Origin of the sequence: Roseobacter sp. SK209-2-6 (assembly GCF_000169455.1) — a bacterium.
GTDB lineage: Bacteria > Pseudomonadota > Alphaproteobacteria > Rhodobacterales > Rhodobacteraceae > Pseudophaeobacter.
The window spans coordinates 33,233-58,819 of record NZ_AAYC01000020.1 but is presented as its reverse complement, the minus strand read 5'-3'; the positions used below and the strand labels follow the sequence as shown (position 1 = coordinate 58,819).

Here is a 25,587-nt window from a genome sequence, read left to right as displayed (position 1 = left end):
CATGGTTGCGGTCATAGGCGCGGGCGACGATGTGAACATGAGGGTAGGTGCGTTTAACATAGGCGACCATCTTGACGGTGTTGACCGGATCATCCAGTGCCACCACCAGCACGCGTGCTTTGGCAATTCCGGCGGCTTTCAGAAGTTCTGGCCGGGTTGGATCCCCCAGGAAACTCTTGACCCCAAAGCGCCGCATCAGCTGCACGGCGCGCATATTGTTGTCCAGCAGGATCGTTTTGAAACCACTCGCACGGACCAGGCGGTTGACGATCTGACCAAAGCGACCGATGCCTGCGATGATCACAGGCCCTTCCTCGTCAATCTCATCCGGTTCGTGTTCGACCCGTGTTTCCCCTCCCATACGGTGCGAGAGCAGGTCATAGATGATAAACAGCAGAGGTGTGATCAGCATCGAAAGCGCAATGATCAGCAGAAGCTTTTCGGCCAGCGGGCCGGGGATTACATTCTGCTGCCGTGAGAAGGCCAGCAAAACAAAACCAAACTCCCCCGCCTGCGCCAGGCTGAGCGTGAAGAGCCAGTGGTTGCGCCCCTTTAGTCCAAAGGCCTTACCAACGAAGTAGAGGATTACGCCCTTGGCAATGATCACAAGCAGCGCAAGGCCAATCAGGTCGCCAGGGCTGGCGAGGAACAGGCGGTAGTTGATACCGGCACCAACGGTGATGAAAAACAGCCCCAGCAAAAGCCCCTTGAAGGGGTTGAGATCGCTTTCGAGTTCATGGCGGAACTCGGAGTTGGCCAAAACCACGCCCGCAAGAAAGGCGCCAAGCGCCGGAGAAAGCCCAACCAGAGTCATCAGGAAGGAAATTCCGACAACAATCAGCAGGGCTAGGGCGGTATACATTTCACGCAGGTTGGCAGCGTGAATAAAACGGAACAATGGACGGGTCAGATAGAAGCCCGCCAGAATGATCACGGCGATCATGCCAATGGTTGTCAGGGTGACGGCCCAGCCAGGCAACCCTTCGACCAATGATAAAGCGTGATGGCTCTCCGCGCCATGGCCTGAAGCATCATTGCGCGCAATGGATCCATCATTGCTGATATGGGGCGTAGCCCCGCTGGCTAATAGAGGTAGGAAAGCCAGAATTGGGATGACCGCAATGTCCTGCGTAAGCAGGACCGAAAAGGAAGAGCGACCGCCACCAGTCTGCATCAGCCCTTTTTCAGAAAGGGTCTGCAAAACAATCGCGGTCGAAGAGAGCGAAAGCGCAAGACCGATGGCAAGACTGACCTGGATCGTCTCTCCCGCAGCCATGGCGGCGGCCATCAGCGCAAGTGTGCTGAGGACAACCTGCAGTCCGCCTAGTCCAATCAGCTTGTGCCGCATCGCCCAGAGTGCGCGCGGATCGAGCTCGAGCCCGATGAGAAACAGCATCATAACAACGCCGAATTCGGCAAAATGCTGCAGATCTGCAGTTTCGGACCCCACCAGGCCCAAAACCGGGCCGATGATGATACCGGCAGCTAGATAGCCCAGGACAGAGCCAAGCCCAAGGCGCGAGGCCAGGGGCACGGCGATGACTGCTGCTGCAAGGTAAATCGAGGCCTGGTAAAGAAACGTTTCCATCGGAAAACTATCGCAAGCCCTTGGAATCTTGGCAACAGTATTACCGCAACCAGGGCTCGCAATTTTATGTTTGTTCTATGTCGGCACGGGTAGGCCGCGCGATTGATAGGCGCTTACTGATCTAGCATCCGAATTTCATTGCTGAGTTTGCTGATATTATCCAAGCGCTGGGAAATACGCTCTTGGAAGATGCCAAGCTGATCAATGATGTCAGATAGGGTTTCACCGGATTCCGGTAGGCGCGCGCTTTCAATCTTACACAGCACTCGGGTGGAGCTGAGGCCAAGAAACTGGCGATGCATGACCTGACAGGCGCGCATGATGCGGTCGGCCTCATGATCGACCTCCTTCATGCTCTTCTGCGCGCGTTTCGTTTCCTTTTGCACCAGACTACTCAGGATCTTTCGCTCGGCTGGCATGTCGATATCGCCAAGACTGCGGCGTTCATTCTTCAGTTGTGCTTCGCATTCGGTCAGTATGCGGGCCATGCCTTCGACAAAAAGGCTGTTGTTCACTGCCATCTTGATAGTTGTGAAATTGCTGTTTTCCCCCATGACATGGGTGGCAAACCAATCAGACATCTCGCGCGACATAGCGCCATAGTTCTGGGACAAAACAGTGACCGGCCCCCCCGAGGGCTCGATACGAGAAGCAATCACTCGCAGGTTATGCGGTATCGTGTGCATTGCATCAAAATCTTTGATCAGGCCTCGCGTCTCTGACACCAGGGTTTCCGAGTTGCGCAGCATTTTGTGCAGATCGGAGATCTTCAAATCCTTAGGCTTGCCCAGGCCCTCGTCCCGCGCCATGAGTTCAGAGCTCAGCGCATGTGCGGCAAACTGATGATAGCTCTCAAAGCCTTTTTCCGAGATCCAGTTCATCAATTGTTCGGCGCTTTCTTCCGGATCGATCCCGCCGTTTTGCTCCGCTTGGAGTAGCTCTGCATAGGCTTGTTTGACTTCCTCAAACAAGGCGCTGCTGGGGCGAATGCGTGCAGAGAGGAAACCGCCACGGCAGGGAACGACTACAGCAAACACCCAATAGTACAAACCGTCTTTTGCTTTGTTTTTCACATAGGCGCCAATGCTCTCCCCTCGTTTTAGGGTATCCCAAAATAGCTGGAATACGCCGCGTGGCATCTCTGGATGGCGAATAACCTTATGTGGCGCGCCTATCAGGTCTTCCCATTCATAGTTGGCAACGCGCTTGAAGACATAGTTCCCGGCTTGGATGACACCACGTTCATCCGTGCGGGAAAAGAACACCTCATGTAAGCCGAAAGGGGCTTCACCAGTCGAGGGGCGAGATTCGATGCGACGATCAACAAAAGACAATGCTGTGTTCCATTTCTAAAGTGGGCAGGCTTTTGATAATCGACAAACCTTCTATTCTGGTTAAGTCGGCAAGGGTGCATCCCGTTTTAATTGAGCCATAACGATCTGGCTCTGTACTCTTGCTACAGCAGGATGTGGCAAAAGGACCTCATGGATCAGACGGTTCAATGCCTGCAGATCCCGGCAGTAGATCCGCAAGAGATAATCTGCTTCTCCGGTCATGGTCCAGGCAGAGGTGATTTCAGCATTGCTGCGCACCAGGGTGGCAAAGCTGGCGGATTGTTCGGGGCCATGGCTGCTTAGGTTCACCTGGATGAAACCCTGGACAACCAGGCCCAGTTTTTGAGGATCCAGCCTGGCGCAATAGGCCTCGATGAAGCCATCCGCTTCCAGCCTCTGCCGACGCCTTCCGGCCTGACTGGGTGAGAGATTAAGCAAATCCCCCAGTTCCTGCGCGGTTAGATGAGCATTCTTCTGCAGAGCTGCAAGAAGGCGGGTGTCTGTGGGGTCAAGCATGTGCGTGTTTCTTACAGTAAATCAGGAAAGGGTGCGGAAATTACGCGCAGATATGCGAGCAACTGTCAAATAATGCGCAAAACATGCATTTGATGTGCGTTATTCTGGATGTGAACAGCACCCAGGGCTCTGCCGTGCCCCAAGGAGGATTACAGGATGGGACCATTCCCCCATAACGCACCAAAATCAGTGATCAGCGAAGAGAACCCCGCTGGAACGGATGGGTTTGAATTTGTTGAGTTTTCCAGCCAAAACCCGGATGAACTGCGGGTGCTGTTTACGCAGATGGGCTATGAAATGGTGGCTCGGCACAAACGTAAGCCGGGTATCGAACTTTGGCAGCAGGGGGATATCACCTATATCCTCAATGCAGAGGCAAACAGCTTTGCCGCTGGCTTTGTAGCGGAACACGGCCCCTGCGCCCCTTCCATGGGCTGGCGTGTTGTTGATGCCCAAAAGGCGTTTGAACATGCTGTTGCCAAGGGTGCAGAACCTTATGAGGGTGATGATAAGACAATGGATGTGCCCGCGATCAAGGGCATCGGAGGCTCGCTCCTTTACTTCATTGACCAGTATTATGACACCTCGCCCTACAACGAAGAGTTCGAATGGCTGAAGCAATCCAAGCCACGGGGAGTCGGCTTCTACTACCTCGATCACCTCACCCATAATGTTTACAAAGGGAACATGGATAAGTGGTTCAAGTTTTACGGAGAGCTGTTCAACTTCAAGGAGATTAGGTTTTTCGATATCGAGGGTAAATTCACCGGTCTTCTGAGCCGTGCCTTGACCTCACCCTGTGGCCGGATTCGGATTCCGATCAATGAAGACCGCGGTGAGACCGGACAGATCGTTTCTTATCTGAAAAAGTATAAGGGCGAGGGGATCCAGCATATCGCTGTCGGAAGCGAGGATATCTACGAAGCTACTGATGAGATTTCGGATCGCGGTATCCAGTATATGCCCGCGCCTCCGGCTTCCTATTATGATATGAGCCACGAGCGCGTTGTGGGCCACGAAGAGCCACTGGATCGGATGATGAAACATGGCATCCTGATAGATGGTGAAGGCGTTGTGGACGGTGGCGAAACAAAGATCCTGCTGCAGATCTTTTCAAAAACCGTGATTGGCCCGATTTTCTTTGAGTTCATCCAGCGCAAAGGCGACGACGGGTTTGGCGAAGGCAACTTCAAGGCGCTTTTTGAATCGATTGAGCGTGAACAGATCGCCAACGGAGAAATCACCGCCGCGGAATGAGTGCACATCAGTGCAAAAACAAAAGCGGGGCCGATGCCCCGCTTTTTTGATCTTGCTAGCTTAGGTGGCAAAGCGCGGGCGAATGCCCTGCTATTTAGCCCCCCGGCATCTTCAACGTGGTGCTTTTACCGCGTTTTTCATAGCGAAGCTGAGTTTCGCTAATCGCAATAACCTTGCCGCCGTCAAGCCGGTCGCCGACCTGTACCTTGCGGAAGCGCCCGCTTGGCATGCGGATCAAGGCGCTTCGATTTGAAGGATTGCCATAGACACCAATCAAGTTGAGGCGGCGCAGGTTGATGGCGTTGTTCAAGGTGGCCTGGCGTGCCACAGAGGCAGAGCTGGGGATCGAAGGTGTTACGGTGGCAGGCGCAACGGTGGCAACTGCAGCAGCGGCGGTTGCGGAATTGGCCTGTTGACGGGTCGCGCGATCAACCAGATTGGCAAAGTTGGCGGGACGTGCTCGGGGTGATGCGGATGTGGTGACGGCAAGGGCGCTCACCGGTTGGTTTTCTTGCTCTTCTGTTTTCAAACTCTGGGGGCGCAGCTTTGGGCGCACTTTGGACAGTTCTTCACGGCTAAGCCCGCCCAGTTGCGCACGTTCCGCACGTTCGATGAGGTCGCCAGGGCGCAGGCGCGGCCGCAGTTTGGACAGCACTGCAAGGCGTTCTGCCTCTGCTTCTTCAGCTACCGTTGCCGGATCTGCACGCTCTGGCGTTGGGGGAGGGACCACCTCTGGCCGTCCAAGGTAGACGAGAACACCATCGGGATTGAGCGTGCCTTCGGGCGTTGCGATTACCAAGCCGCGTTCGTCCAGCTCAAAGGCATTGCCCGCCGCCGCCGGTGAACTTTGCACCCCAGGGGCCGCGTCAGGGTCAAACCCATCCGATGCGGGCAGGGCCACTGCATCCTGCGACAGATTGGCATTGTCGATTGATGCAACATAGATGTTGTCCAAATCGACCAGGGCAGGGGCGTCCTCCATGGTTGGCGCTTCTGACCAAATTCCTGTGGCCGCATAGCGAGCAGCCTGATCCAAAGCCGCAAAGGCTTCGGCGGCTGTTTCGGCCTCTTCAAGGCTGTCTTCCAAAAACAGGTCATTTTCCGGGTCCACTAACGCATCAAGCACGGCTTGATCCGTGCTTGACTGGGAATCCGGGTCCGGGGCAGTCTCCGGTTGCGCCTGCTCGGCCAGCTCTGAAATGCCTGGATCTGGCTGATCCGGCAGAGCGCTGACCTGTGGCGCAATCCCGATCTCTATATCCTCTTGCGGAGAAATCGCATTGGGCAATTCCGCAGGATCGTTTTCGAGGATCTCTTCACCATCTGTCTCTTGGGCGGGCAGGGTTTCTACCTGCTCTGGTTGACTCTGTTGACCCGGCTCGGGCGAAGAGAAAAAGCCGGTTGGAGAAAAGAGCGCAAATGCCGCAATCACCGCCATAAAGAGTAAGAGCGCTGCTGTCAGGAACAGCCCGAGGAAACGGGGCTTGCCCCGTTGGGCTTTGTGTTCAAGCTGTGTGGGGTCCTCAATCGCAATGGTAGCTGAAGGAGCCACGCCATCTGCAGCTTTGGCAACAACAGCAACACTTGCGGCCATGTTGGGGGGGGAAGCGCTAACAGCCGCAGGGGGCGTTACCGGTGGTGGTGCCACTGCCGAAGACCCTTTGCCAGGGTTCGGAGCGGGCGCTTTTTTCGATGGAGTCGAGGGGGGCGTGGGTTTGCTGGCCGGGCCCACCGGTGTTTTGTTAGATCCAGCAGGTGTTTTGACCGCAGGCGTTGCGGCGGAGCTGGTCACTTCCGGAGTGGTCTTGCGCACGCCTTGCAGGCTCGGCGCGGCGCCAGATTTTTCACCCGCGTCTGCGGCTGGGCGACGTCTGCGGCTGCTAAAGCCCGCTATGGGTAGATCGTCGGCCTCGTCAGCTCCTGCCTCTTCCGCTGTGCCAGAGGCATTGCCTTTTTCTGCGTTGACGCTTTCTTTAGGCGGGTCAACTTTGTCCGCGGACTTGGTGGCGGGTGCGGCAGGAACTGGGATCTCGGCAGGTCCAATATCGACAACCGCAATGCCATCCGCTTCAACAAGCGTGGTGCCAATAGCAGCGGTAGGACCAAAGAAGGGTTCTCCCAAAAAGCCCATATCACCGGGTGCGGCAACAAAGGAGGCCGGAGTAAAGCCATTGCTCACCGCAAAGCTCTCGGCTTCGGTAAGGGTTTCCAGCGCGACAGCTGCAATATGTGTCTGGTTGCCATCCTCAGAGAGGTCAAAGGCCAGCTCATCCACCGGATAGGGGGTAGCCCCTTCCAAAGCCTGTCGTGCCATGTCGCGGCAAGTTGATGCACTAGCCCCGTTGGTATCGATGCTGAGATAACGAATTTGATCATTTGGGATGATCAGTTTGCAGGTCCCGCCAGGCTCCAGAGCTTCCCCTTTGGCTTTCAACGCCGCAAGATCACTGGGGAGATCGGCCGCTTCCAGAGGAACCTGCCCGACATTGCGCCAGCCTCCGGCAGCGCGGTGCAGCAGAACAATACCTTCTGCGGAAAGAGAAAGTGCAAAGCCCGGTTTCATATTGCGGTCAAACCATCCAAAATCATCGTTGCCCGGACCGCGACGAGTCCATTTTCAGGCTATTGCGACGGATCATAAAGCAGGACTCCGCCGAGGGGAAGGAAAAGACGGGGCTTTCCCCTTGCCGGCAAGAAATTGCATGCCACATGCTGAAAAGATCAAAAGGAGTCTGTTTTATGAAAACAAAGACATTTTTGGCGGCTGTTCTGGCGGCAGGCCTGATGGCCGGGCCTTTGGCTGCTGCAGATGAGCCTCTGCGCCGTGAGGTGACGGTGACCGGACAGGGCCAGATCGAGATCGCGCCTGATCAAGCGGTCATCTCGCTGGGTGTGACGCATCATGCAGAAGAGGCGAGCCTGGCCATGCGGCAGGTCTCAAGTGACATGACAGAGGTGATCTCAGCGCTGAGAGCTCTGGGCATCGAAGGGGGAGATTTGCAGACCAGCCAGATTTCTCTCAATCCTATCTGGTCGAAATCGGGGTCCTATGACAGCGGAGGAGACCGGCGTATCACGGGCTTCTCTGCCTCAAACACCTTGATGCTCCGGGTGCGCGATCTGGATCGTCTGGGCGGGGTTCTGGATCATGTCTTGCAAGCTGGCGCCAACCAGTTTCAGGGACTACGCTTTTCGGTTTCAGATCAAAGCGCCCTTGATGAGCAATTGCGCAATCGTGCGATGGAAGATGCCTTCAAAAAAGCGGTGGATCTTGCCACGGCGGCGGGGCTGGAACTTGGGCCCGTGCGCCTCATCACGGATCACGGGGCTGGGGGGGGCCGCCCTGCCATGGCAATGGAGATGATGCGCAGCAGTGCGATGCCCGTCGAAGCGGGAGAACTGGAGTTCTCTTACTCTGTGCAGGTGGTGTTTGACCTGATTGAGCCCGAGTAAGTCCGGAGTTGGCATAGATGAAACGTGTTTTTCGAAATGAACAGGCCGGGCATTTGCCCGGCCTGTTCACTTTTGCATCTGGTGTTTTGGGTCAGCCGCAGGCTTTTGCCAGGGCCTGATCCAGATCCGCGATCAGGTCGGCAGGATCTTCGATCCCGATCGAAACACGTACCACATTGGGTCCGGCACCAGCGGCTTCCTGCTGTTCCGGTGTCAACTGCCGGTGGGTGGTCGAAGCGGAATGGATGATCAGCGAACGGGTGTCGCCAAGATTGGCCACATGGCTGAAAATCTCTAGTGAATCTACCAACTTAACACAGGATTCGTAGCCGCCTTTAACAGCAAAGGTGAAGAGACCACCGGTGCCCTTTGGGTAGCAGGCCTTGGCGCGCTCATTGTAAGGGGAGCTTTCGAGACCGGCATAGGTCACATAGTCGACCCGGTCATCCTGCTCGAGCCAATTGGCCACTGTTACTGCATTTTCGCAATGGCGTTGCATACGCAGTGAGAGCGTCTCAACTCCCATCAAGGTGTAATGCGCGGCCTGCGGGTTCATGGTCATGCCGAGATCACGCAAACCAATGGCAATACCGTGGAAGGTATAGGCCAGAGCGCCAAAGGTCTCATGGAATTTCAGGCCGTGATAGGCTGGCTCGGGTGCTGAGAGGGAAGGGAACTTGTCATTCGCGGACCAGTCAAATTTCCCGGAGTCGATCACCACGCCGCCGGTGACAGTACCATTGCCGGTCAGGTATTTGGTGGTGGAATGCACAACCAGGGTCGCACCCTGCGCAATTGGATTGCAGAGGTAGGGGGTGGCCGAAGTATTGTCGACGATCAGCGGAATGCCCGCCGCATCCGAAACCTTTGCCAGGGCTGCGATATCGGTCACATAGCCTCCGGGGTTGGCGATGGATTCGCAGAAGATCGCGCGGGTGTTTTCGTCAATTGCAGCGGCGACCGCTTCGAGATCATCCGTATCGACAAATTTCGCCGACCAGCCAAAGCGCTTAATGGTCTGGCTGAACTGGGTAACCGTGCCGCCATAAAGGCGGGTTGAGGCCACGACATTGCACCCCGGTCCCATCAGAGGGAAAAGCGCCATGATCTGTGCCGCATGACCCGAGGAACAGCAGACCGCGCCTACGCCACCTTCGAGGGTCGCAAGACGTTCCTGCAAAACGGCAACCGTTGGGTTGGTCAGGCGGGAATAGATATAGCCGACCTCTTGCAGGTTGAAGAGGGCCGCCGCGTGGTCAGCATCGCGGAACACATAGGCGGTGCTTTGATAAATTGGCGTCTGGCGCGCACCTGTCGCCGGATCAGGCCGGGCGCCTGCGTGAATTTGCAGAGTGTCAAAACCGTAGGTGGGGGCTTCGCTCATCGTCACTGTCTCCCTGTGAAATTGCTTTGCAAAATGTGTAGGACAGCACGTCTGATGACACAACGCAGGAGGAAGATGTTCAGAACATTTGGTTCGCTTTTTTTCGGCTTGGGGGACAGTTTTCCGTTTGAACCTTCAGCGAATAGAGCGCAGCTGCGTCAAAGCGTAGCAAAGCCGAAGGAGAACGCCTAGCGGATCCAAAAACCCTCGGATTTGATTTTGTTGCGGATGGCCTGTTCCCTGCGCGGAAGATGGTCACGATCAAAGAGTGCTCGAACCTTGTCACCGCGCCCCTGGTAGATCATGCGTTTGATCGGCTCATAGGTCTTCAGAATTTTCTTCAACCAGTTCGGGGATGTGATCTCATGTAATAGGTCAACCACGCGGTCGCTCTCGCGGGCGTAGAGCAGGGGGAAGAGGCGATAATGGCAGCTGGTCTCACCGTCCAGATAGCCAGCAGGCAGCGCATCGCGCCCACCTCCAAAGGAGTGGATGACAAGGGGCAGAACCACTTGATCGAGCCAGGGGTCCAGCGTTTGTCCGATCAGTTCTGGCAGGGGATCATCCCGAACGGATTTTGCATAGGACAAAAACCGTTCACCAAAGAGATGTGGGCAACTTCCGTAGAAGAAACCTGCGTTGAAATAGAGAAAGCGTTGCCAGTACTCCTCTGGCTGGCTCAGGTCGAGGGAACTGTCAAAGTCCAGGTCAAACCGGTTGTAAAGCGCTTGCCAAATCTCGGCATATCCGGGGCCATAGAGGGTTGGCTTGGGCCAGGTTCCTTCGCGCCGCAGCGAAGCAGAGGGGCGGGTAAAGTCAAAGGGGACATCCTGTAACTCACCCGTGATCAGCGTATCACTGTCGAAAAAGACAAAGGGCTCCCCTTTGGGTAGGGCCTTCAGTGCTTCGATCTTATTGCCATTGGGATAGCTTTCGCCAAAAACCTCATTCTCAAAGGGCAGGATCTCTGCGCCCAAACGTTCCAGGGCTTCCAGAATGTTGCTATTGCGAATGCTCGGGTCCTTGCTCCAGGCCGCATTTGCCTGTGGAACGGCGATAAACAGGCGGCCTTTGAAATTGGGTGAGGCCTGGCGCAGGGAGGCGGCAAAGAGGAGCGCTTCATATTGAAGCCGACCGACCTGTCCGATGATCATGACGTTAAAAGACTGCTGCACCATCTCTTTTTCCTGTCTGCTGCCTCTTGCGGGCAGCTGCATCTTGGGTGTCTTATGACCTATATGCCCGGGGTCGCCGGGTCAAAAGTAAATCTGCTGGCACGCTGAATTCACCGGCGCAGCTGGCACCATTGTATCAGTAGACGGAGATTTTAGAGTGAAACAGATCACGACAGCCTTTTGCGCGGCCCTTGTTGCAGCACCCCTTCTTACCGGAACACTTCAGGCCGCACAGTTTACCACTGCCGCAGAGGTAAAGCCTATTCTGGCAGTGACCAAAGCCAATTGGATTTCCGTGCGCGAGTTCAATGGGCAGGATCTACTTTACGTTACCCATCTTTGGGCTTGGCGATGTGGGTTGAATGAAATTCGCATCGGAATAAATGGCGCAGATCCAGAGGTCTGGCCCTTACCCCCGTGCCATTTGGATCAAGCGGCACCCAATGGTATTCTGGAAGGGGATGGTGACCCCTACCGCAGGTATCCTCTCAAATCGATCGAAAGCGTGCGGATTGAGATCGTCTATGATGATCAGACTGGGGAGAGCCTAACGGTGAACCGATTGGGCCAGCCTATCGGCAACTAGGCGAAGGCCTTCTTTTTGAAGAGGGCGCATTTAAGATCCTGCTGTTCTGATTAGGCGGCAATAAAGGTTACACCCGGAATGTGTTCAACAAGGCGAATGTCCTCTTCATACTGCTGGCTAAGGTAATCAACCATCTCGTCGGTCCATCCCGGCAGGTCGATTTCCTCCTCGATTTCTTCGTCACGGGCGAATTTGTCGAGAAAAGCAGTCACAACGCGGCGGCGTTGGCTTTCATCCATGTCCGGGTGCTGACCTAGATAGTGCCGAAGACGCTGCATCCCTTCTTTGGTCATGATGGTGGCAAGCAGATCCATGCCGCCCTCTAATCTGTCATTCTCACCCAGGCCTGACATTTCTCGAATGATCTGTCCCCAAATGAGAGGCATATCCTCAAAGCACCAGGCGGTAATCGCGACCTGCGGTGCGATGCTCCGCAGACGGTTCAGCAAACTCGACCATTGTAACTCATAGGGATCGACTTCTGCTAAAATTTCACGCTGCCGTTGCGGATTGGCTTGCTGGACCAGGACCGGAAGCAGGCTGGCGGGGTTGCGCAAAGCGATGAAGAGCTGGATCTGATCCTCTGGAAATAGCTCTGTCAGGGCCGCCAGTCGTCCTTCTGCCTCCGGGTAGAACTCATTGGGTTCAACCGCCCGGCGGCGAGAGCCAAAGAAATGCGGGTTGGACAGGATCACCCGGTTGGCTTGTTTCTTGTTCAGAATGCTTCGCCACAGGGTCTCAGCCGTTTCAGGCTCGGCTTTGTTACTCTCAAGTGCAGCAATACCCTCGCGCAACAAACCGCGGTACTTTTCGGGATCCGGTACAACCGTTCCAACCGGGCGAAAACGCTTCTCGTTGCGCTGAAGGGTTGTCAGCAAACGGTCTTCTTCCGTGTCATGTACACCACAATGAAAAATGACCTGCATCTGTACCCTGCTTTTGACCGCTTTATCTAGAGATAGGCTTACTCTGCCGCAGAAGGTAGGTCAAATCAGTGCAGAAGAGGGTGTTCAGGTTCTCTGAACTGTGCCTAACAAATTTTTTTCACTCCCATTGTTTTTGGCACTTGAACGTTGGGATCAATGCGGATAATTCCGGCGCCAAGGCCCCTATAGCTCAGCTGGTAGAGCAACTGATTTGTAATCAGTAGGTCCGCGGTTCGAGTCCGTGTGGGGGCACCATTTCAAACTTTCCCAGGCGAAAGTCCTCCAAGGTCTTGAAAGGAAAGGAGGTTTGAGCGGTTCGATAACCCTCATTTCGGGTATAGGGTAACCTCTCCGCAAAGACCAATTTCAGCACCGCTCGCTTGTCCTCAAAACGCTCAGAAGCCGATAATTTACTGGGGTTTCCGAGGAAATCGAAAGCGGTTCGATAAACTTGGTCGAAGGGGGCAATGGGATTGAGCAGCCTCATCTGACTGGTCCAAGTTGATTGTTAGTGGATGATTGGCCTGCTTTTCATCGGGATGATTGCCTCTGGCGCTGGCGGGCGATAGCCCAATGCACTGTGTGGCCGTTTGGTGTTGTAGTGTTTCCTCCATTCTTCGATCAGGATCTGGGCTTCACGCAGGGTATAGAAAATCTCCCCGTTGAGCAGCTCGTCCCGGAACCGGCCATTGAAGCTTTCGCAGTATCCGTTCTCCCATGCACTGCCCGGCAGGGCATCGCATGGCGATGTCCCGAGAGGGGTGAGCCAGGCTCGATATAGGTGGTCTTGGCACCCACGGCCGCAATCCAGTTCCGGGCAGCTTGAGCCACAAACTCAGGACCGTTGTCTGACCGGATGAAGGCTGGCGCCCCACGCAGGATGAACAGATCCGTCAGGGCATCAATCACGTCTACAGAGTTCAGCTTTCGCTTCACCTTGATCGCCAGGCATTCCCGGCTGTGCTCATCAATGATGTTCAGCGTCCGGAACGCCTTCCCGTCATCTGTCCGGCAATGAACGAAGTCATAGGACCAGACATGGTTCTGATATTCCGGCCGCAGCCGCACGCATGATCCGTCATTCAGCCAGAGCCGCCCCTTCTTCGGTTGCTTAGCTGGAACCTTCTGCCCTTCACGCCGCCAGATACGCTCGACCCGCTTGTGGTTCACACATTGCCCGGCAGGCAATTGCGAAGCGATCTGCCGAGAGGGGGCCAGCCTGCGTTGGTCAGCAGGCCAGTGACCATGCGGTAGCCATAGCGCCCCTATTGGTCGGCCAGTTCGATGATGTCGTCGGTCAGACGCTCTTCATCGGCCCGGCCTTGGGGCACCTTGCGCTGCGTCGTTCGATGCTGACCCAGAGTGCGGCAGGCCCTGCGCTCAGACACTTTGAACTGGCTGCGGACATGGTCGATGCAAGCACGAAGACGAGCGGGGCTCAGGGGCTCCGCCCGTTCGGGCCTGAATTGATCCACAGGATCAATTCCTAGACGGCCATCACTCCCTTCGCAGCTTCCCTAAAGATCAGCTTGTCGAGCGTCAGGTCAGACACAGCTCGCCTCAACCGGTCGTTCTCCTTCTGAAGACGCTTCAGTTCCTTCAGTTGATCTACGCCCATTCCGCCGTATTGCTTGCGCCAGCGATAATAGGTCTGTTCGACAACGCCGATCTGTCTGATCGCGTCCAGACGGCGCATGCCTTGCCCCATCAGAACTTCAACCTGCCGCAACTTCGAGACAATCTCTTCGGGCTTTGGTCGCTTGTTTGCCATTCTTGGTCCTCCGGTTCCTAAACGTAGCGGTGGACCAGTTCAGTTGGGGAGGCTCAGGGTGGCGTCTCACCGCAGCGGACTTCGCACTGGAACAGCAGCAAGAACAGGAACAACAGCCGGAGCAACAACTGCAACCTGCGCTGGACGAACATGAGCAAGGTATCGACCAAGCAATTGATCTCGCGATTCAGGCCGATGGAGCGCATCTCGCACCGGACAACGACGACCACGATGAGGATTTCGACGATTTTTGGCAAAACTACTATTGATTGGATCGACTGATTGGATCGACGCTTCACTTTGAAAAAGGCGCAAAGGCAATCTGTAGCCAGAGCAAGGATGGCGACGAGGTTCAACAAACCCAACATTCAACATGCCCCTGGCGATCCCACACCCGGGTGCTTCAATGACCGATTTCGGGAAGCAGGCCAGTAAATCTCGCAACTGCGGCATTGATAACAAGGCAGTTTCTGTCGATGACCGTTTTGGGCTGGCTGGCGCCATTTGGCAGCCGAGATCTGGGGCGGCTTCGGTGCAACCGCGCTACCGCGGCGCCGCAAGTCTGCTTTGAGCCCAAAGCACCGGATGCAGCGCGCGGATCACTAATGTCAGCTAGGGGACCAAAAACCAGGATGAGTGTGCGCTGACGCGATGGTGGCCTATGGTCGAAACCTTCACCTCACACCCTTCAATAGCCAGTGAACTGTTCAAACCGCATGTCGTTCTTCTCGATGCCTGCTGCGACAAGCTCCTCTCGCATAGCAGAGACAAACGATCTCGGTCCCACGAGATAGTAGATTGATCCTTTGAGGCCCGTCAGGTGCCGGGTCAGCATTGCCGCGTCGATGCGGCCCGTCTCACCAGACCAGGTCCCGCCCTCCTGAATACCTGTCATTGCTGCAATCAAGTTGAAATTCGGATTGGATACGGCAATGTCCTGCAACTCGTCCAGCATCGCGGCATCCTCACGCGTTCGGTTTGAATAGAACAGCGTCATCTCGTGCGGCAGGCTAGTGTGTGTTGCGTGGCGGATCATCGACAAGAATGGAGTGATGCCGATACCGCCTGCAAGGAATACGGCCGGACGGGTCGGATCATCATGAAGAACAAAGCTGCCCAATGGCCCGGACAATTGCAGGTCTGCCCCTTCCGGCATGGTATTCATCGTCTGTTTGAACGCACTGTCACGCAGTCGCGTCACAATGGTGAGGTTTTCTTCGTGCGGCGCGCTGGCGATAGAGAGCACGCGAGAGGTGCCGCCAACCTGTTTGTCGCGTCCAGACGGAATCGTCAGGCGGAGCGCCTGGCCCGGCTCGTAGGTGAACCCAGTTGGCTTGGCTATGCGAACAGCGATGGTGTCCTTCGCAACAATCTCTCGGCCCAACAGTTTCACCTGAGCTGGCGGTTTGCTCCGGCCCGTGAGCCGAACCCCATCCCGGGCATTCATGGCCATCAGGGTGATATTCGTCGCCCCGGCGATAAGTTCGACGACCTGCAGAACATAAAACCGGGCATCAAACGTGCCCGCAGAGGCCTTGGATTCAAGGACGAAGGCCATTGGCAGAAGAATTAGCAACCCGTTGGCTGCGATGATCGGCATCCGTTTTTTCTTGGCGGAAACCAATTGGGCTGACCGGCCCGCACCAAGCGAAGCCCCGGAAGCGCCGACAATGGCCATGGCTGGAACCAGTATGAACATGCCGTAGAGGATAAGCTCCTTCACCATCGCGATGGTGTCATGGGAACCGAACAGTTCCGAGAGGATTGTCGAGGTCCAGAATGTGAGGATCATGAGCAGGCCAATTCCGCCCGCGATCGCATGGATGCGCGTTTTCATGTTTTGGTCCTTTCGTGACCGGCACTGCCGCGGCAGAAAGCCGTTTCGATGATATTTTCGTTGGCGGTGGTCGCTCACGCCTGGATCGCAAGGCATCCGAGAATGGCAGCGATCATGGCGAACCCGATCCTGACGTTGTGGATGGTGAGCCACTGATTCAATTTGGCGGCGGCCTCCGTCGCTCCCAATGTCCCGTCGGCAAATGCGGTGTTTGCCGGCACAAAAAAAGCAAAGGTCAGCACAATCACAACCAGCAGGCAGAGGGCGCTTGCTAACCAGTATTTGAGGTCCGCGTTGCCCCAGGAGAACCAGACCGATCCGACAATCCCGATCAGTGTCGGAAGGACGATCAGCGGGATTGCCTTGGACACGAACTGGTTGTTTTTGGCGAACCAGTTCAGGAACTCGTCGGGTGCAAGGCTTTGCCAATACCCACCAAGCGTGACGCCAATGCTCAGCATGACCCCCGAGAACCCGGCCGCTCCACAGATAGCGAGAATGTTGAAGATGGTCTTGATCATACCCTCTAACCTTTCGATCCGAACCACATGCGCCAAAGCAGCCCGTCCTTCTTAATGAAGTGATGGTAGAGCGCCGCGCCTGCATGAAGTGCAAGAAGTGCCATCATCAGACGTGCACCAAGCCCATGCGGCATACGGGGTGCATAATCCGCGAAATCGGGAAGAGGGCCTGACCCTGCTCCGAACACAACATCGCCCGCACCGGACAGCGCAAACAGACCGATACCGCTAGCCCCCATTCCCAGGATCGCAAAGTAGAAGAGCACGTGGACCGCTTTTGCGACAAAGATCTGCCAAGCTGGGTCAGCTGTCCCCGGTTCTGGTTTCTGATCCACACGCCACCACCAGAACAAGCGAAGAAGCGTTAGCAGAACAATTGCGCCGCCCAATGGCGCATGGATCATCAGGATCGCCTCTTTGGCGGCGCTCTCGTCAAGTGAGGCCGCCCGAAACCCGGAGCCAAGCAAGGCAAAGATGAGGATGGCGCTCACCCAATGACTAGCGACTGCTACCGAACCGTATTTTGATGATGTACTTTTCATGGAGCCAACCTCATTTCCTGAGCAAACTTGACAACTGCCCGGTGATGGCGGCGCGGTAGGCGACATTGACCACGTAGCCGCGCAAGAATTCATCCTGCGTCAGGAAAGCGTCGTCATCGACATCCGCGCGCCGGAAATCCCAGAGCATTGACTTATGATACTCGCGGCGTTCGATCTCGCCGTCTGCGTCATGATCCCAGATCGCGAAGAGGATCTTTTGTGCAGCCTCGTATGCTCGCTGCTGTCCGCTGTCTTCGACGATGAAGTTGAAGCCGAAGTCCCAATCGGTGAATTCCTGTGCATCGATCGAGCCGCTTTCATCAGCGTCCATTGAGACGAAGATGTCCCGGCCGAAGTTGACGAATTCCCCCATGTCGACGGCACCCGAGGGGTCATCTTCCATTGAACCGTAAACCAGTTCAGCGAGCGCGCGCCCTGGTGTCATGTCATCCGACTGCGCCAGTTCAGGACCGGAGAGAGCCAAAGCCAGAATGGATATTGTCGCCAGTGACTTCATTTTAGTTTCCTCCTGATTCGCATTGTATAGCAAGCTATATATTAGTACATAGCATGCGATGCAATGCTACATGTGAGCCATGGAATTTGATCGCATGACCTCCGCAGGATATCTCGTGAACCACATGGCCCGGCTTTTTGCTGACGGGCTTCGCAAGCGGATCGCCCCGCTTGGGATCGTACCCGGCCAGTTCCCGGTGCTCTTGGCGCTGTGGAAGAAAGATGGCCTGACACAGAAAGAACTCCTCGCCCTTCTCGATATCGAACAGGCAACGCTGGCAAATACGCTGGCAAGGATGGAACGGGACGGCCTGATTGTTCGCAAGGAACACCCGGCAGACGCCAGGGCGCGCACAATACATCTTACCGAAAAGGCGCGTTCCATTCGCGACCGGGCTTACATGGCGGCGATGGAAACGAATAAAAAAGCGCTGTCTGGATTCACAGACAGCGAGAGGCAAAGATTCTTGGATGACATGCGCAGAACAATAGCAGCCCTTCAGGACGAGGATTCATCCGTGCATAGGGCCAAGTAGGCGGATATATGCACTGCCGTGCCAACGCACACTTTGTCCGCATCTCTCGAGTTCGATGACATTTGGCGGCTGCATCTGCGGCCAAGGGTAGCTCTGTCAGCACTACCGCCGCTCGGCTCCTTTGCCAGAGGTCAGCAGTATCTCGCACGGTGGAGCCGTGCCCTTGCTGCTGGTGTCTCTAGGTGTTTGTAGCGTCCATCCGAGTAACGCATGCAGTCCAATGTATGACCCGCAGCAATCACCGCTGCGCCTATGTCTTGTCCGTCCGCATAGCAGACCCCAACCCAGCGGTCATAGGTCCGTTCTCCATTGAGATCACAACTTACAGATTTGCCCGCGAGGAAGTTTACCATCCAGCGCCGCGCCGACTTCCCAGCTCTGGTTTGCAGTTCAGGGGCATCAGCACCATTCAATCTGACAGGAGTACCATCGATCACAATTGTATCCGCATCTCTAATAGTCAGAGTACCGGCTGCAACGCTAGTTGCAGCAACTAACACAAAGACAATAAAACCGAACTTCAACAATTTCGCTCCTTACGGGGAAGTCCCACCCTAGCCAGACGCAACCATTCAAGCAACGAGCAACCTACCCTGATCGAATCCGCCAAGATGAACGGCGTAGATCCACAGGCTTGGCTCACCTGGGTTTTGGCTCAGATCGCGGATCTTAAAATCACTCGCCTGAACGAACTCGCGCCATGGCAGCTTTGCAGCTATTGCAGCGTAGAAGGCAGCACAGGAACTGTGCCAGAGCACCTTCACCGGACGGTTACGTTATGAGCCAGACGAACTACCTCTGCTCTACCCCGCACCAATGCAAAAGCCCGGCGTTACCAGGCTGCGGATCATCACGTTCACCTCTCAAGATGTAATGGGAAGATTTCTCAAAACCTCAACCAAAAAGGGTCAGCCTCTAAATCTAGCTAATCACCCCATGATGCGTGCATGACTCAGAAACTGACCCGCAGTCAAGCGCTGGCTATTGCTGCTTCACCCAGGTTGTGCCGTTGTCCCATTTGATCTCGCTGCCATTAAATGTAGCGCTGATTACACGGTCCCAAGGGAAATTCACTTTGAGCGAAGTCCCCTCACAAGTGCCGTAAGCGTTCGGATGATCCGTGTTGAATACGTTGACGGTCTTCCCATCCTCGCCCACGACAATGCCGCTTGCGCCATACCAACCACTCAAACCGTCGCATCTTTTATCACCTTCAGCGTAGGCAGAAGAAGAAAATCCGGCTACCGCGGCTAGGGCAAGAGTAAGTTTTTTCATTTTGGCACCTTTCGAGAAATCAAAATAACACTTCAACGAAGATCAGAATCGCCCAAAGGTTGCATGGGTGAAATCTCGATCATTCGCAAGCTGATACTGCACGACCCGTACAGCAGTGGAAAAAAAATTGCGCAAAATGGACCCAACGATCTAACGCTCCGAATACCCCCGACACCTTAGAAAGCAAGGAGGCTCTTGGAGGAGTGATTGTCCCATGCAGGTGCGCCGGAACAGCCCCAGTGGCACCTGCTACGCTGCGAATTCAGCTTAGTGCCCCTCTAGAGCTCTGATTAGGCTGGGTTCACCGGACGGACACCTAACACGTCGATGGCACGATGAGGGGATGCAGCTTTAGGGCTTAGACCGGACGTACCCTGCAGTCGGTCTGAACCTCCGATCAGGGCCGCTCGAGCCATAGGTGGGGTTCGGCGGCCTCGACTTTGCAAAGTCCGCTTCCTGCGCATCGTTGCCAATAGTGTTTTCGAAGGCCTATCCTGTAATCTCCTGAATATCCTACGGTCAAAACTCGTCAATCGCTGTCTTGAGTTGGCTCAGTTTATAGCCTTCACGCATATACACCTCCTGGGTCACGCCTGACCGGGCGTGGCCGACAATGCATTGGACAATTGGTTCCGGCACATCGGCTTGGCTAAGCCTTGTTACGATTGTGTGTCGGAAGCAGTGAAACACGATACCCGGCTCCTTAATTCCCAGTTCGGGTAAGAACCGTTCATTGCACCAGCGGCCCAGACTGCGCTCATAACCACCATTCGCATTGTGATTGAAGTCTGGGAACAGTCGCTTGCCCTTACTGCGACTTTGAACAAACTCAAGAAAACCGAAACGTATCAGTTCTGAGTGGACCGGGACCTTGCGACGTCCGGCTTCTGTTTTCAGTTTCTTGTTGTCGTCGCCCTCATCTGTGATGTCGAGAAACCATATGTTGTCTTTGTGGCGAACATCGGCAATGTTCAGTTGGCAAACTTCGTTCAATCGTGCCCCGGTGAACATGGCCAATAGCATACCCCACTTGTGGCTTTCTCTTCGAACAAGGCCAGAGGGGTTTTCGGTCAACTCGGTTAGAATGCGCTGGGTCTGTTCGGGTGTGAAGGGTTTGCGCCTGATCTCGTTCTTCTTGGCTCGTTTGCCAAGTTTCATGCCCACAAAGAGTGATCCTCCCCCACTGAAGTGATCCGCCCGTATAGTTAGGAAACGGAGGATCAGATATGGGAATCAAGCGACACAAGCCCGAAGAGATTGTCACGAAGTTACGGCAGGTTGAGGTGCTTTGCGGCCAAGGGATGCCGCGCGTAGACGCCATTCGACAGGTGCAGATTACAGAACAAACCTTCTATCGCTGGCGCAAGCAATATGGCGGTATGGGAACCGACCAACTGAAGGAACTAAAGCGACTTCAGAAGGAGAATGACCGGCTGCGTTGGGCAGTTTCTGATCTGACATTGGACAAGCTCATTCTGTCGGAAGCTGCACGGGGAAACTTCTGAGCCCCTCGCGCCGCCGTAACTGCATTGATCATGTGCGACGCCAGTTCCACGTCTCAGAGCGTCGCGCCTGCCGTGTTCTGGGACAGCACCGTTCCACACAGAGGCGGGTGCCTGTTGGACGTGCTGACGAAGACCGGTTGGTGTCTGACATGATCGAACTGACACGCCAATATGGTCGATACGGTTACCGTCGGATAGCGGCTCTTCTGAGAGACGCCGGCTGGCAAATCAACGACAAACGTGTTGAGCGCCTATGGCGGCGTGAGGGGCTGAAAGTTCCAATGAAACAACCGAAGAAAGGACGGCTCTGGCTGAACGACGGGTCGTGTGTTCGACTCCGGCCCGAATATCGTGACCATGTCTGGTCCTATGACTTCGTGCACCATCGAACGGATGACGGGAAAGCGTTCCGGACACTGAACATTCTGGATGAACACAGCCGGGAATGCCTGGCGATCCGGGTGAAGAGGCGCTTGAACTCGGCAGAAGTTATTGACGCGCTGACAGATCTTTTCATCCTGCGTGGCGTTCCTGCTTTCATCAGATCAGATAATGGCCCAGAGTTCATTGCTCAGGCCGTTCGAGATTGGATCGCAGCGGTCGGTGCCCAAACGGCCTACATTGAACCAGGATCACCTTGGGAGAACGGATACTGTGAAAGCTTCAACGCGCGCTTCAGAGACGAGCTGCTGAATGGAGAGGTATTTTACAGCCTGCGTGAAGCCCAGATCCTGATTGAACAATGGAGAAATCACTACAACACAAAACGGCCGCATAGTGCTCTGGGCTATCGCCCACCGGCTCCGGAAGCCATCGTTCCGGTGGAAACCAGGCCGATCATGCACTAACACTCACACTGGACCACTTCGATGGGGCTGATCAAAATTGATTTGTTCTGAAATACACCAGAGACCAAGCAACTTTTGTTGTACAAAGTACTTCGTCATGCTCAGACTGAAATAGCTGGTTACGATTGCTGAACTTTCAACATGAGATTTTTTTCTGACGGCCCTTCCATTCCTGATGAGCTCCTGGAGCGTTGCGACGCTGGTCGGGTCGTGTTTCTCTGCGGTGCCGGAGTGTCGTTCAATTCGGGGATGCCAACGTTTCTCGGACTCACGAAGCATGTCATCGACTTCTTCGATCCGCCAGAAGGATCAGAGATCATGAAGGCATTCGACCTCTGGCGAACCGATCCAACAGCAGCAAATGTTCCCCTCGACCAAATATTCAACCTTCTGCACCAGGAGTATGGTCGGGATGACGTCAACGCGCTGGTGACCGAAAGATTGCTGGTACCATCGACAGCAGAAACCATCGGTCGTGAACACGGCCTGGTGAAGCGGATATCGTCGAACCAAAGTGGCGCCCCTCAGATCGTGACGACGAACTTCGATCACCTGTTCGAACTTGGCGACGAAGCGGGTAGTACGCCGGTCCATATTCCCCCGGCATTCCCTAACCTGGCATTTGGATCACCAATTGATGGCATTACTTATCTTCACGGGCGACTTGTTGCGCAAAGCGCAACCCAACACCCCTATGTGCTGAGCAGTGCAGACTTTGGAAGAGCGTATCTATCCGAGGCGTGGGCCACAAAGTTCATCAGTGGCCTTCTGGAACGATACACAGTCGTTCTTGTAGGGTATCAGGCCGAAGACCCGCCGGTGAAATACCTCCTTCAAGGGCTCAACCATGATGGCCAGTTCGACCGAACTCGACTCTACGCCTTCGACCGAGGCGAGCCGGAGGAGATCGAAGCCAAGTGGCGAGATCGGGGCGTAACCGCCATCGCCTATCAAGATCATGACCATCTATGGCGGACGATGGAAGCCTGGGCTGACCGGGCCGACGACCCACGTGCTTGGCGGAGCCGGGTCATCACTTCTGCGGAACGTGACCCGAAGGAGATGTCACCTCACGAGCGTGGGCAGGTCGCCCATGTCCTACGTTCTGTTCCGGGAGCCAAGGCGTTTGCCGACGCCGAACCATCACCACACCCGGAGTGGGTTTGCGTTCTCGATGCATTTGTCCGCAATGCCAAGAAGAGCAGCGGATACGGAGAGGATGCCGAGGAATTCGATCCCGTACAGGCATATGGCCTCGATGATGATCTTGGTCCGATCAGCGATGAAGATTTCAGACGGGGAACAAGAAACGATAACCTGCTCGAATGGCGGAGTGGCGACGACAACCCGCCCGAGTTTCACCGCCTGGGAGGTCGCCAGGTAGAGGGTCATGAGGCGATGCCAACCCGGTTGTGGCATCTCGTCCGATGGATCGGAAAGTCATTCCAAGCGCCCGTGATCGCTTGGTGGGCGGCTCGTCAACTTGGCCTGCATCCTCGCCTCATCGATCACATTGCTTGGCACCTCGACCAGGTGAAAGAAGTTGACGGTAACGGCCGACAGGTCTGGAATCTGATACTGGAGCACCACCGTGATCCTCGGAACCGTCGGTGGAACGGGCGTTGGTATGATCTGAAGAAGCGCATCGCCGAAGAGGGTTGGGCCCCCAGCGTTCTGCGTGACTTCCATCAAGCGACCCAACCATGCTTAGATATCAAACGCCCCATGGGCCTGCATGAAAACAAGCCGCCCACATCGGAGTGGGGTGAACTTCGTATCGACGAGATCACTCGATTCGAGGTCAAGTATCTTGAGCGACACAACGAGGACCTCGTGGTGCCGGATGAGGCCCTGCCTGCTGTTCTGGGTCTTCTGGAAAATCAACTCACCACAGCGGCTGGGATACTATCCGACCTTAATGTGTCCTACTTTACCACGCCTACATGTTACCCGGACCGGGAAACGGACGGTGGTGAGCATTACCATGATTCTGCTGAACCATTTCTCCTGTTCATCAAACTTTTTGACAGGTTCGTGGTTCTTGATCCGAGACGGGCAACGGCCCATGCGATGCTCTGGGACGAAGGCGACGAATACTTCTTTCGCAAGCTAAAGCTCTATGCGTTGTCGAAACCAGGCTTGTTCAATGCGAACGACGCCGCCGGAATCATTTCCACATTCGATCAAGCCACACTCTGGGACACCGACGTAGTGCGTGAACTTCTCTTCGCCCTGGTAGATCGGTGGGAAGAGTTCTCGGACGAGAGTAAGGAAGCCCTGGCTGACCGCATCCTGGCTGGCCCCGAACGGATGGATCACTGGTCAGAGGAAGAATACTCGGCATTCCGTGATCGGATTGCTGCCAGATATGGCCGTTACCTTCAATTGAATGGGTGCGACCTTCCCGATACTTCCGCGTCGCGGTTGTCGGAAATGATAGCGGGGATTCCAGATTGGAATGATGGTAGGGCAACTTCGACGGTGATGATATCGGGTTCTCACGTGGGCTGGGTCGGAACGGACGAAGCACCCGACGCCGTCATTGACATCCCAGTCAACGAGGTCGTCGCAAGGGCAAAAGAAGACCTGAAGCGCGACTTCGGAAGTTTCACCGAGCGCCGCCCCTTCACGGGCCTGGTACGGGAAAATCCCCGGAAGGCCCTGTCGGCCTTAACCATTGCCGGAAGAGCCGGTGACTTCCCACAGGCATTCTGGTCAGCAATGATCAACGAGTTGCCCGCAGACATCTCTCCCAGGCTCAGAAGGGTCTTTCTGCATCGCCTTGCTCGCCTCCCGCACCCAATCGTTACCGAACTCCGTCATACATTGGGTCGGTGGCTGGAACAGAACCTGGTCGAGGTGCTTGAGTTCGACGATGGCCTTGGCTGGATCGTTTTCGACCATGTTGTTGATGGCATCCAGAGCGGTGGAGAAGATGCGGCCGAGAGCGGTCTTGGCGAGGTCCTCTTGGGCGGAGAGGTTATCGAACGATCCAGACGCACATATGGCCATGCAATCAATGGCCCGCTTGGAATGTGCGCTGGGGCTCTGTTTCACGCCGTACCAGGCGAGAAGCAGGAAGCTGGTTCCTTAGTTCCCGGCCACATCAAGTCCCGCTTGGAGCGCCTCTTGGCAGTGCCGGGCGAAGGCTCAGATCACGCCGTGTCGATAGCGACAAGCAAGCTGAATTGGTTGATGTACATCGATCCCAATTGGACCCTGGAGCGCCTCATTCCGCTGCTGGAATTCGATCATCCAGCTTCGGAACCAGCTTGGAACGGCTTCCTTCACAGTGGGCGGGTTCCCTTTCCTCCGCTGACTGAAACCATTAAGCCCCTGATGCTCAATCTGTTTCCATGGGTCGAAGAATTCTCATGGGACCGTGACCTCTCAAAGGTGGCCGCCCAATGGATGGGTTTCATGCGGGTGTTTCATCCAGATGAACCAGGCGGTCTTACCAAGGCCGAGATGCGATCTGTTCTCCGGGCAATGTCCGACAATTCACGGAATCGATTCATTTTCTGGTTGGGACGTGTGGGGCAGGGAAACGAGGACGGTTGGGTCAAACACGTGGTCCCCTTTGTCAATGAAGACTGGCCCAGAGAGCGCAAGTACCGGACTGCCGAGTCTGTGAGAGCTTGGATCGGTATGCTTGATGACACTGGAAAAAATTACCCAACCGTCTACGATGCGGTGAAGAAGTTCTTGGTGCCCGTAGAAACGGATGACCATCCGTTTTACCGGTTCACCCGTGAGATCAGTGAAGCGGAGCCGATCACCACACGTTTCCCGGTAGAGACACTGGATTTGATGCACCGGGTCACGCCACACGTCCTATCTCGCCTCCCGTATGAGCTGTCAAAGATTCTTGCCCTGATCGCTGACTCTGAACCTTCTTTAACCTCGGACTATCGCTATCTGCGCCTCATCGATTTGGTGGAACGATGTTAATGGTGGTCTCAACTCGTGATCCTCCACCACTGGAGTGGTGGAAGATCAGACAACACCTGAATGACG

At 55.3% G+C, this 25,587-nt stretch carries 21 protein-coding genes, 1 tRNA gene and 2 pseudogenes; 9 read left to right on the top strand and 15 right to left on the bottom strand.

From position 1 onward, the window contains the following. The 3 genes from RSK20926_RS21075 to RSK20926_RS21065 all read right to left on the bottom strand — a co-directional run. On the bottom strand, positions 1 to 1,588 hold a 1,588-nt coding region (locus RSK20926_RS21075), incomplete at its 3' end, for a monovalent cation:proton antiporter-2 (CPA2) family protein (protein WP_008209875.1). Between the two features lie 113 nt (positions 1,589 to 1,701). Beyond that, positions 1,702 to 2,922 (bottom strand): PAS domain-containing protein, encoded by a 1,221-nt coding sequence (locus RSK20926_RS21070; protein WP_008209873.1) that lies wholly within the window; start codon positions 2,920 to 2,922, stop codon positions 1,702 to 1,704. A 60-nt stretch (positions 2,923 to 2,982) separates the two neighbouring features. Further along, a complete protein-coding gene (locus RSK20926_RS21065) occupies positions 2,983 to 3,438 on the bottom strand; it encodes an Lrp/AsnC family transcriptional regulator (RefSeq protein ID WP_008209870.1) in 456 nt (151 codons plus the stop codon). Between the two features lie 156 nt (positions 3,439 to 3,594). Here RSK20926_RS21065 and hppD point away from each other — a divergent pair, with 156 nt between their 5' ends. Next, positions 3,595 to 4,695: a 4-hydroxyphenylpyruvate dioxygenase gene (hppD, locus tag RSK20926_RS21060; RefSeq protein ID WP_008209869.1), complete on the top strand. Its 1,101-nt coding sequence runs from the start codon at positions 3,595 to 3,597 to the stop codon at positions 4,693 to 4,695. 94 nt (positions 4,696 to 4,789) lie between these two features. Here the strand turns inward: hppD and RSK20926_RS21055 are convergent, their stop codons facing one another. Further along, complete coding sequence (locus tag RSK20926_RS21055; RefSeq protein WP_008209867.1) at positions 4,790 to 7,258, bottom strand: hypothetical protein; 2,469 nt, start codon at positions 7,256 to 7,258, stop codon at positions 4,790 to 4,792. Between the two features lie 176 nt (positions 7,259 to 7,434). Between RSK20926_RS21055 and RSK20926_RS21050 the strand changes: the two genes are divergently transcribed. Further along, complete coding sequence (locus RSK20926_RS21050) at positions 7,435 to 8,148, top strand: SIMPL domain-containing protein (RefSeq protein WP_037256205.1); 714 nt, start codon at positions 7,435 to 7,437, stop codon at positions 8,146 to 8,148. Between the two features lie 91 nt (positions 8,149 to 8,239). Here the strand turns inward: RSK20926_RS21050 and RSK20926_RS21045 are convergent, their stop codons facing one another. After that, positions 8,240 to 9,532, bottom strand: coding sequence for an O-acetylhomoserine aminocarboxypropyltransferase/cysteine synthase family protein (locus RSK20926_RS21045; RefSeq protein ID WP_008209864.1), 1,293 nt, complete (start codon positions 9,530 to 9,532; stop codon positions 8,240 to 8,242). 188 nt (positions 9,533 to 9,720) lie between these two features. After that, positions 9,721 to 10,710, bottom strand: a complete 990-nt coding sequence (locus RSK20926_RS21040) for a hypothetical protein (RefSeq protein ID WP_037256203.1) — start codon at positions 10,708 to 10,710, stop codon at positions 9,721 to 9,723. A gap of 154 nt (positions 10,711 to 10,864) precedes the next feature. Between RSK20926_RS21040 and RSK20926_RS21035 the strand changes: the two genes are divergently transcribed. Beyond that, the gene (locus tag RSK20926_RS21035; protein WP_008209862.1) at positions 10,865 to 11,293 is read left to right on the top strand and encodes a hypothetical protein; all 429 of its coding nucleotides are present in this window, start codon (positions 10,865 to 10,867) and stop codon (positions 11,291 to 11,293) included. 50 nt (positions 11,294 to 11,343) lie between these two features. Here RSK20926_RS21035 and RSK20926_RS21030 read toward each other — a convergent pair whose 3' ends face one another. Next, on the bottom strand, positions 11,344 to 12,219 hold the full coding sequence (locus RSK20926_RS21030; protein ID WP_008209861.1) for a hypothetical protein: 876 nt from the start codon (positions 12,217 to 12,219) through the stop codon (positions 11,344 to 11,346). A gap of 179 nt (positions 12,220 to 12,398) precedes the next feature. On the opposite strand from RSK20926_RS21030, the gene RSK20926_RS21025 reads away from it, so the two are divergent. After that, positions 12,399 to 12,474, top strand: a tRNA-Thr gene (locus RSK20926_RS21025). A gap of 253 nt (positions 12,475 to 12,727) precedes the next feature. Here the strand turns inward: RSK20926_RS21025 and RSK20926_RS22665 are convergent. Further along, positions 12,728 to 13,990 (bottom strand): annotated as a pseudogene (locus RSK20926_RS22665) (IS3 family transposase). Between the two features lie 29 nt (positions 13,991 to 14,019). Between RSK20926_RS22665 and RSK20926_RS22945 the strand changes: the two are divergent. After that, positions 14,020 to 14,259, top strand: coding sequence for a hypothetical protein (locus tag RSK20926_RS22945; RefSeq protein ID WP_157133208.1), 240 nt, complete (start codon positions 14,020 to 14,022; stop codon positions 14,257 to 14,259). A 419-nt stretch (positions 14,260 to 14,678) separates the two neighbouring features. Here the strand turns inward: RSK20926_RS22945 and RSK20926_RS22240 are convergent, their stop codons facing one another. The 4 genes from RSK20926_RS22240 to RSK20926_RS20985 all read right to left on the bottom strand — a co-directional run bounded on the left by RSK20926_RS22240 (position 14,679) and on the right by RSK20926_RS20985 (position 17,407). Further along, positions 14,679 to 15,827 (bottom strand): FAD-dependent oxidoreductase, encoded by a 1,149-nt coding sequence (locus RSK20926_RS22240; RefSeq protein ID WP_008209857.1) that lies wholly within the window; start codon positions 15,825 to 15,827, stop codon positions 14,679 to 14,681. Between the two features lie 74 nt (positions 15,828 to 15,901). Then, positions 15,902 to 16,348 carry a DUF1772 domain-containing protein gene (locus RSK20926_RS20995; RefSeq protein ID WP_008209855.1) on the bottom strand — a complete coding sequence of 149 codons (447 nt, stop codon included), beginning with the start codon at positions 16,346 to 16,348 and terminating at the stop codon, positions 15,902 to 15,904. 5 nt (positions 16,349 to 16,353) lie between these two features. Further along, positions 16,354 to 16,890, bottom strand: a complete 537-nt coding sequence (locus RSK20926_RS20990) for a cytochrome b (protein WP_037256197.1) — start codon at positions 16,888 to 16,890, stop codon at positions 16,354 to 16,356. Between the two features lie 10 nt (positions 16,891 to 16,900). After that, positions 16,901 to 17,407: a signal transduction protein gene (locus RSK20926_RS20985; RefSeq protein WP_008209851.1), complete on the bottom strand. Its 507-nt coding sequence runs from the start codon at positions 17,405 to 17,407 to the stop codon at positions 16,901 to 16,903. A 94-nt stretch (positions 17,408 to 17,501) separates the two neighbouring features. On the opposite strand from RSK20926_RS20985, the gene RSK20926_RS20980 reads away from it, so the two are divergent. Then, the gene (locus RSK20926_RS20980) at positions 17,502 to 17,942 is read left to right on the top strand and encodes a MarR family winged helix-turn-helix transcriptional regulator (RefSeq protein WP_232281954.1); all 441 of its coding nucleotides are present in this window, start codon (positions 17,502 to 17,504) and stop codon (positions 17,940 to 17,942) included. A gap of 131 nt (positions 17,943 to 18,073) precedes the next feature. Here the strand turns inward: RSK20926_RS20980 and RSK20926_RS22660 are convergent, their stop codons facing one another. Then, entirely contained in the window at positions 18,074 to 18,466 is a 393-nt protein-coding gene (locus tag RSK20926_RS22660; RefSeq protein WP_232281953.1) for a thermonuclease family protein, read from the bottom strand. Between the two features lie 66 nt (positions 18,467 to 18,532). Here RSK20926_RS22660 and RSK20926_RS23300 point away from each other — a divergent pair. Continuing rightward, a pseudogene (locus RSK20926_RS23300) lies at positions 18,533 to 18,724 on the top strand (transposase domain-containing protein); the annotation flags it as partial. A gap of 199 nt (positions 18,725 to 18,923) precedes the next feature. Here RSK20926_RS23300 and RSK20926_RS20970 read toward each other — a convergent pair. Further along, entirely contained in the window at positions 18,924 to 19,217 is a 294-nt protein-coding gene (locus RSK20926_RS20970; protein ID WP_008209848.1) for a hypothetical protein, read from the bottom strand. Between the two features lie 519 nt (positions 19,218 to 19,736). Beyond that, the gene (locus RSK20926_RS20965) at positions 19,737 to 20,375 is read right to left on the bottom strand and encodes a site-specific integrase (RefSeq protein WP_008209847.1); all 639 of its coding nucleotides are present in this window, start codon (positions 20,373 to 20,375) and stop codon (positions 19,737 to 19,739) included. Positions 20,376 to 20,443: 68 nt separating this feature from the next. Between RSK20926_RS20965 and RSK20926_RS20955 the strand changes: the two genes are divergently transcribed. Beyond that, positions 20,444 to 21,570 (top strand): IS3-like element ISRosp5 family transposase gene (locus tag RSK20926_RS20955; RefSeq protein ID WP_085979697.1). Its coding sequence is split into 2 segments (ribosomal slippage): positions 20,444 to 20,708 and positions 20,708 to 21,570, totalling 1,128 coding nucleotides; the frame shifts between segments, so codons are not numbered across the junction. Between the two features lie 141 nt (positions 21,571 to 21,711). Further along, complete coding sequence (locus RSK20926_RS20950) at positions 21,712 to 25,521, top strand: SIR2 family protein (RefSeq protein WP_008209846.1); 3,810 nt, start codon at positions 21,712 to 21,714, stop codon at positions 25,519 to 25,521. Positions 25,522 to 25,587: the final 66 nt, after the last annotated feature.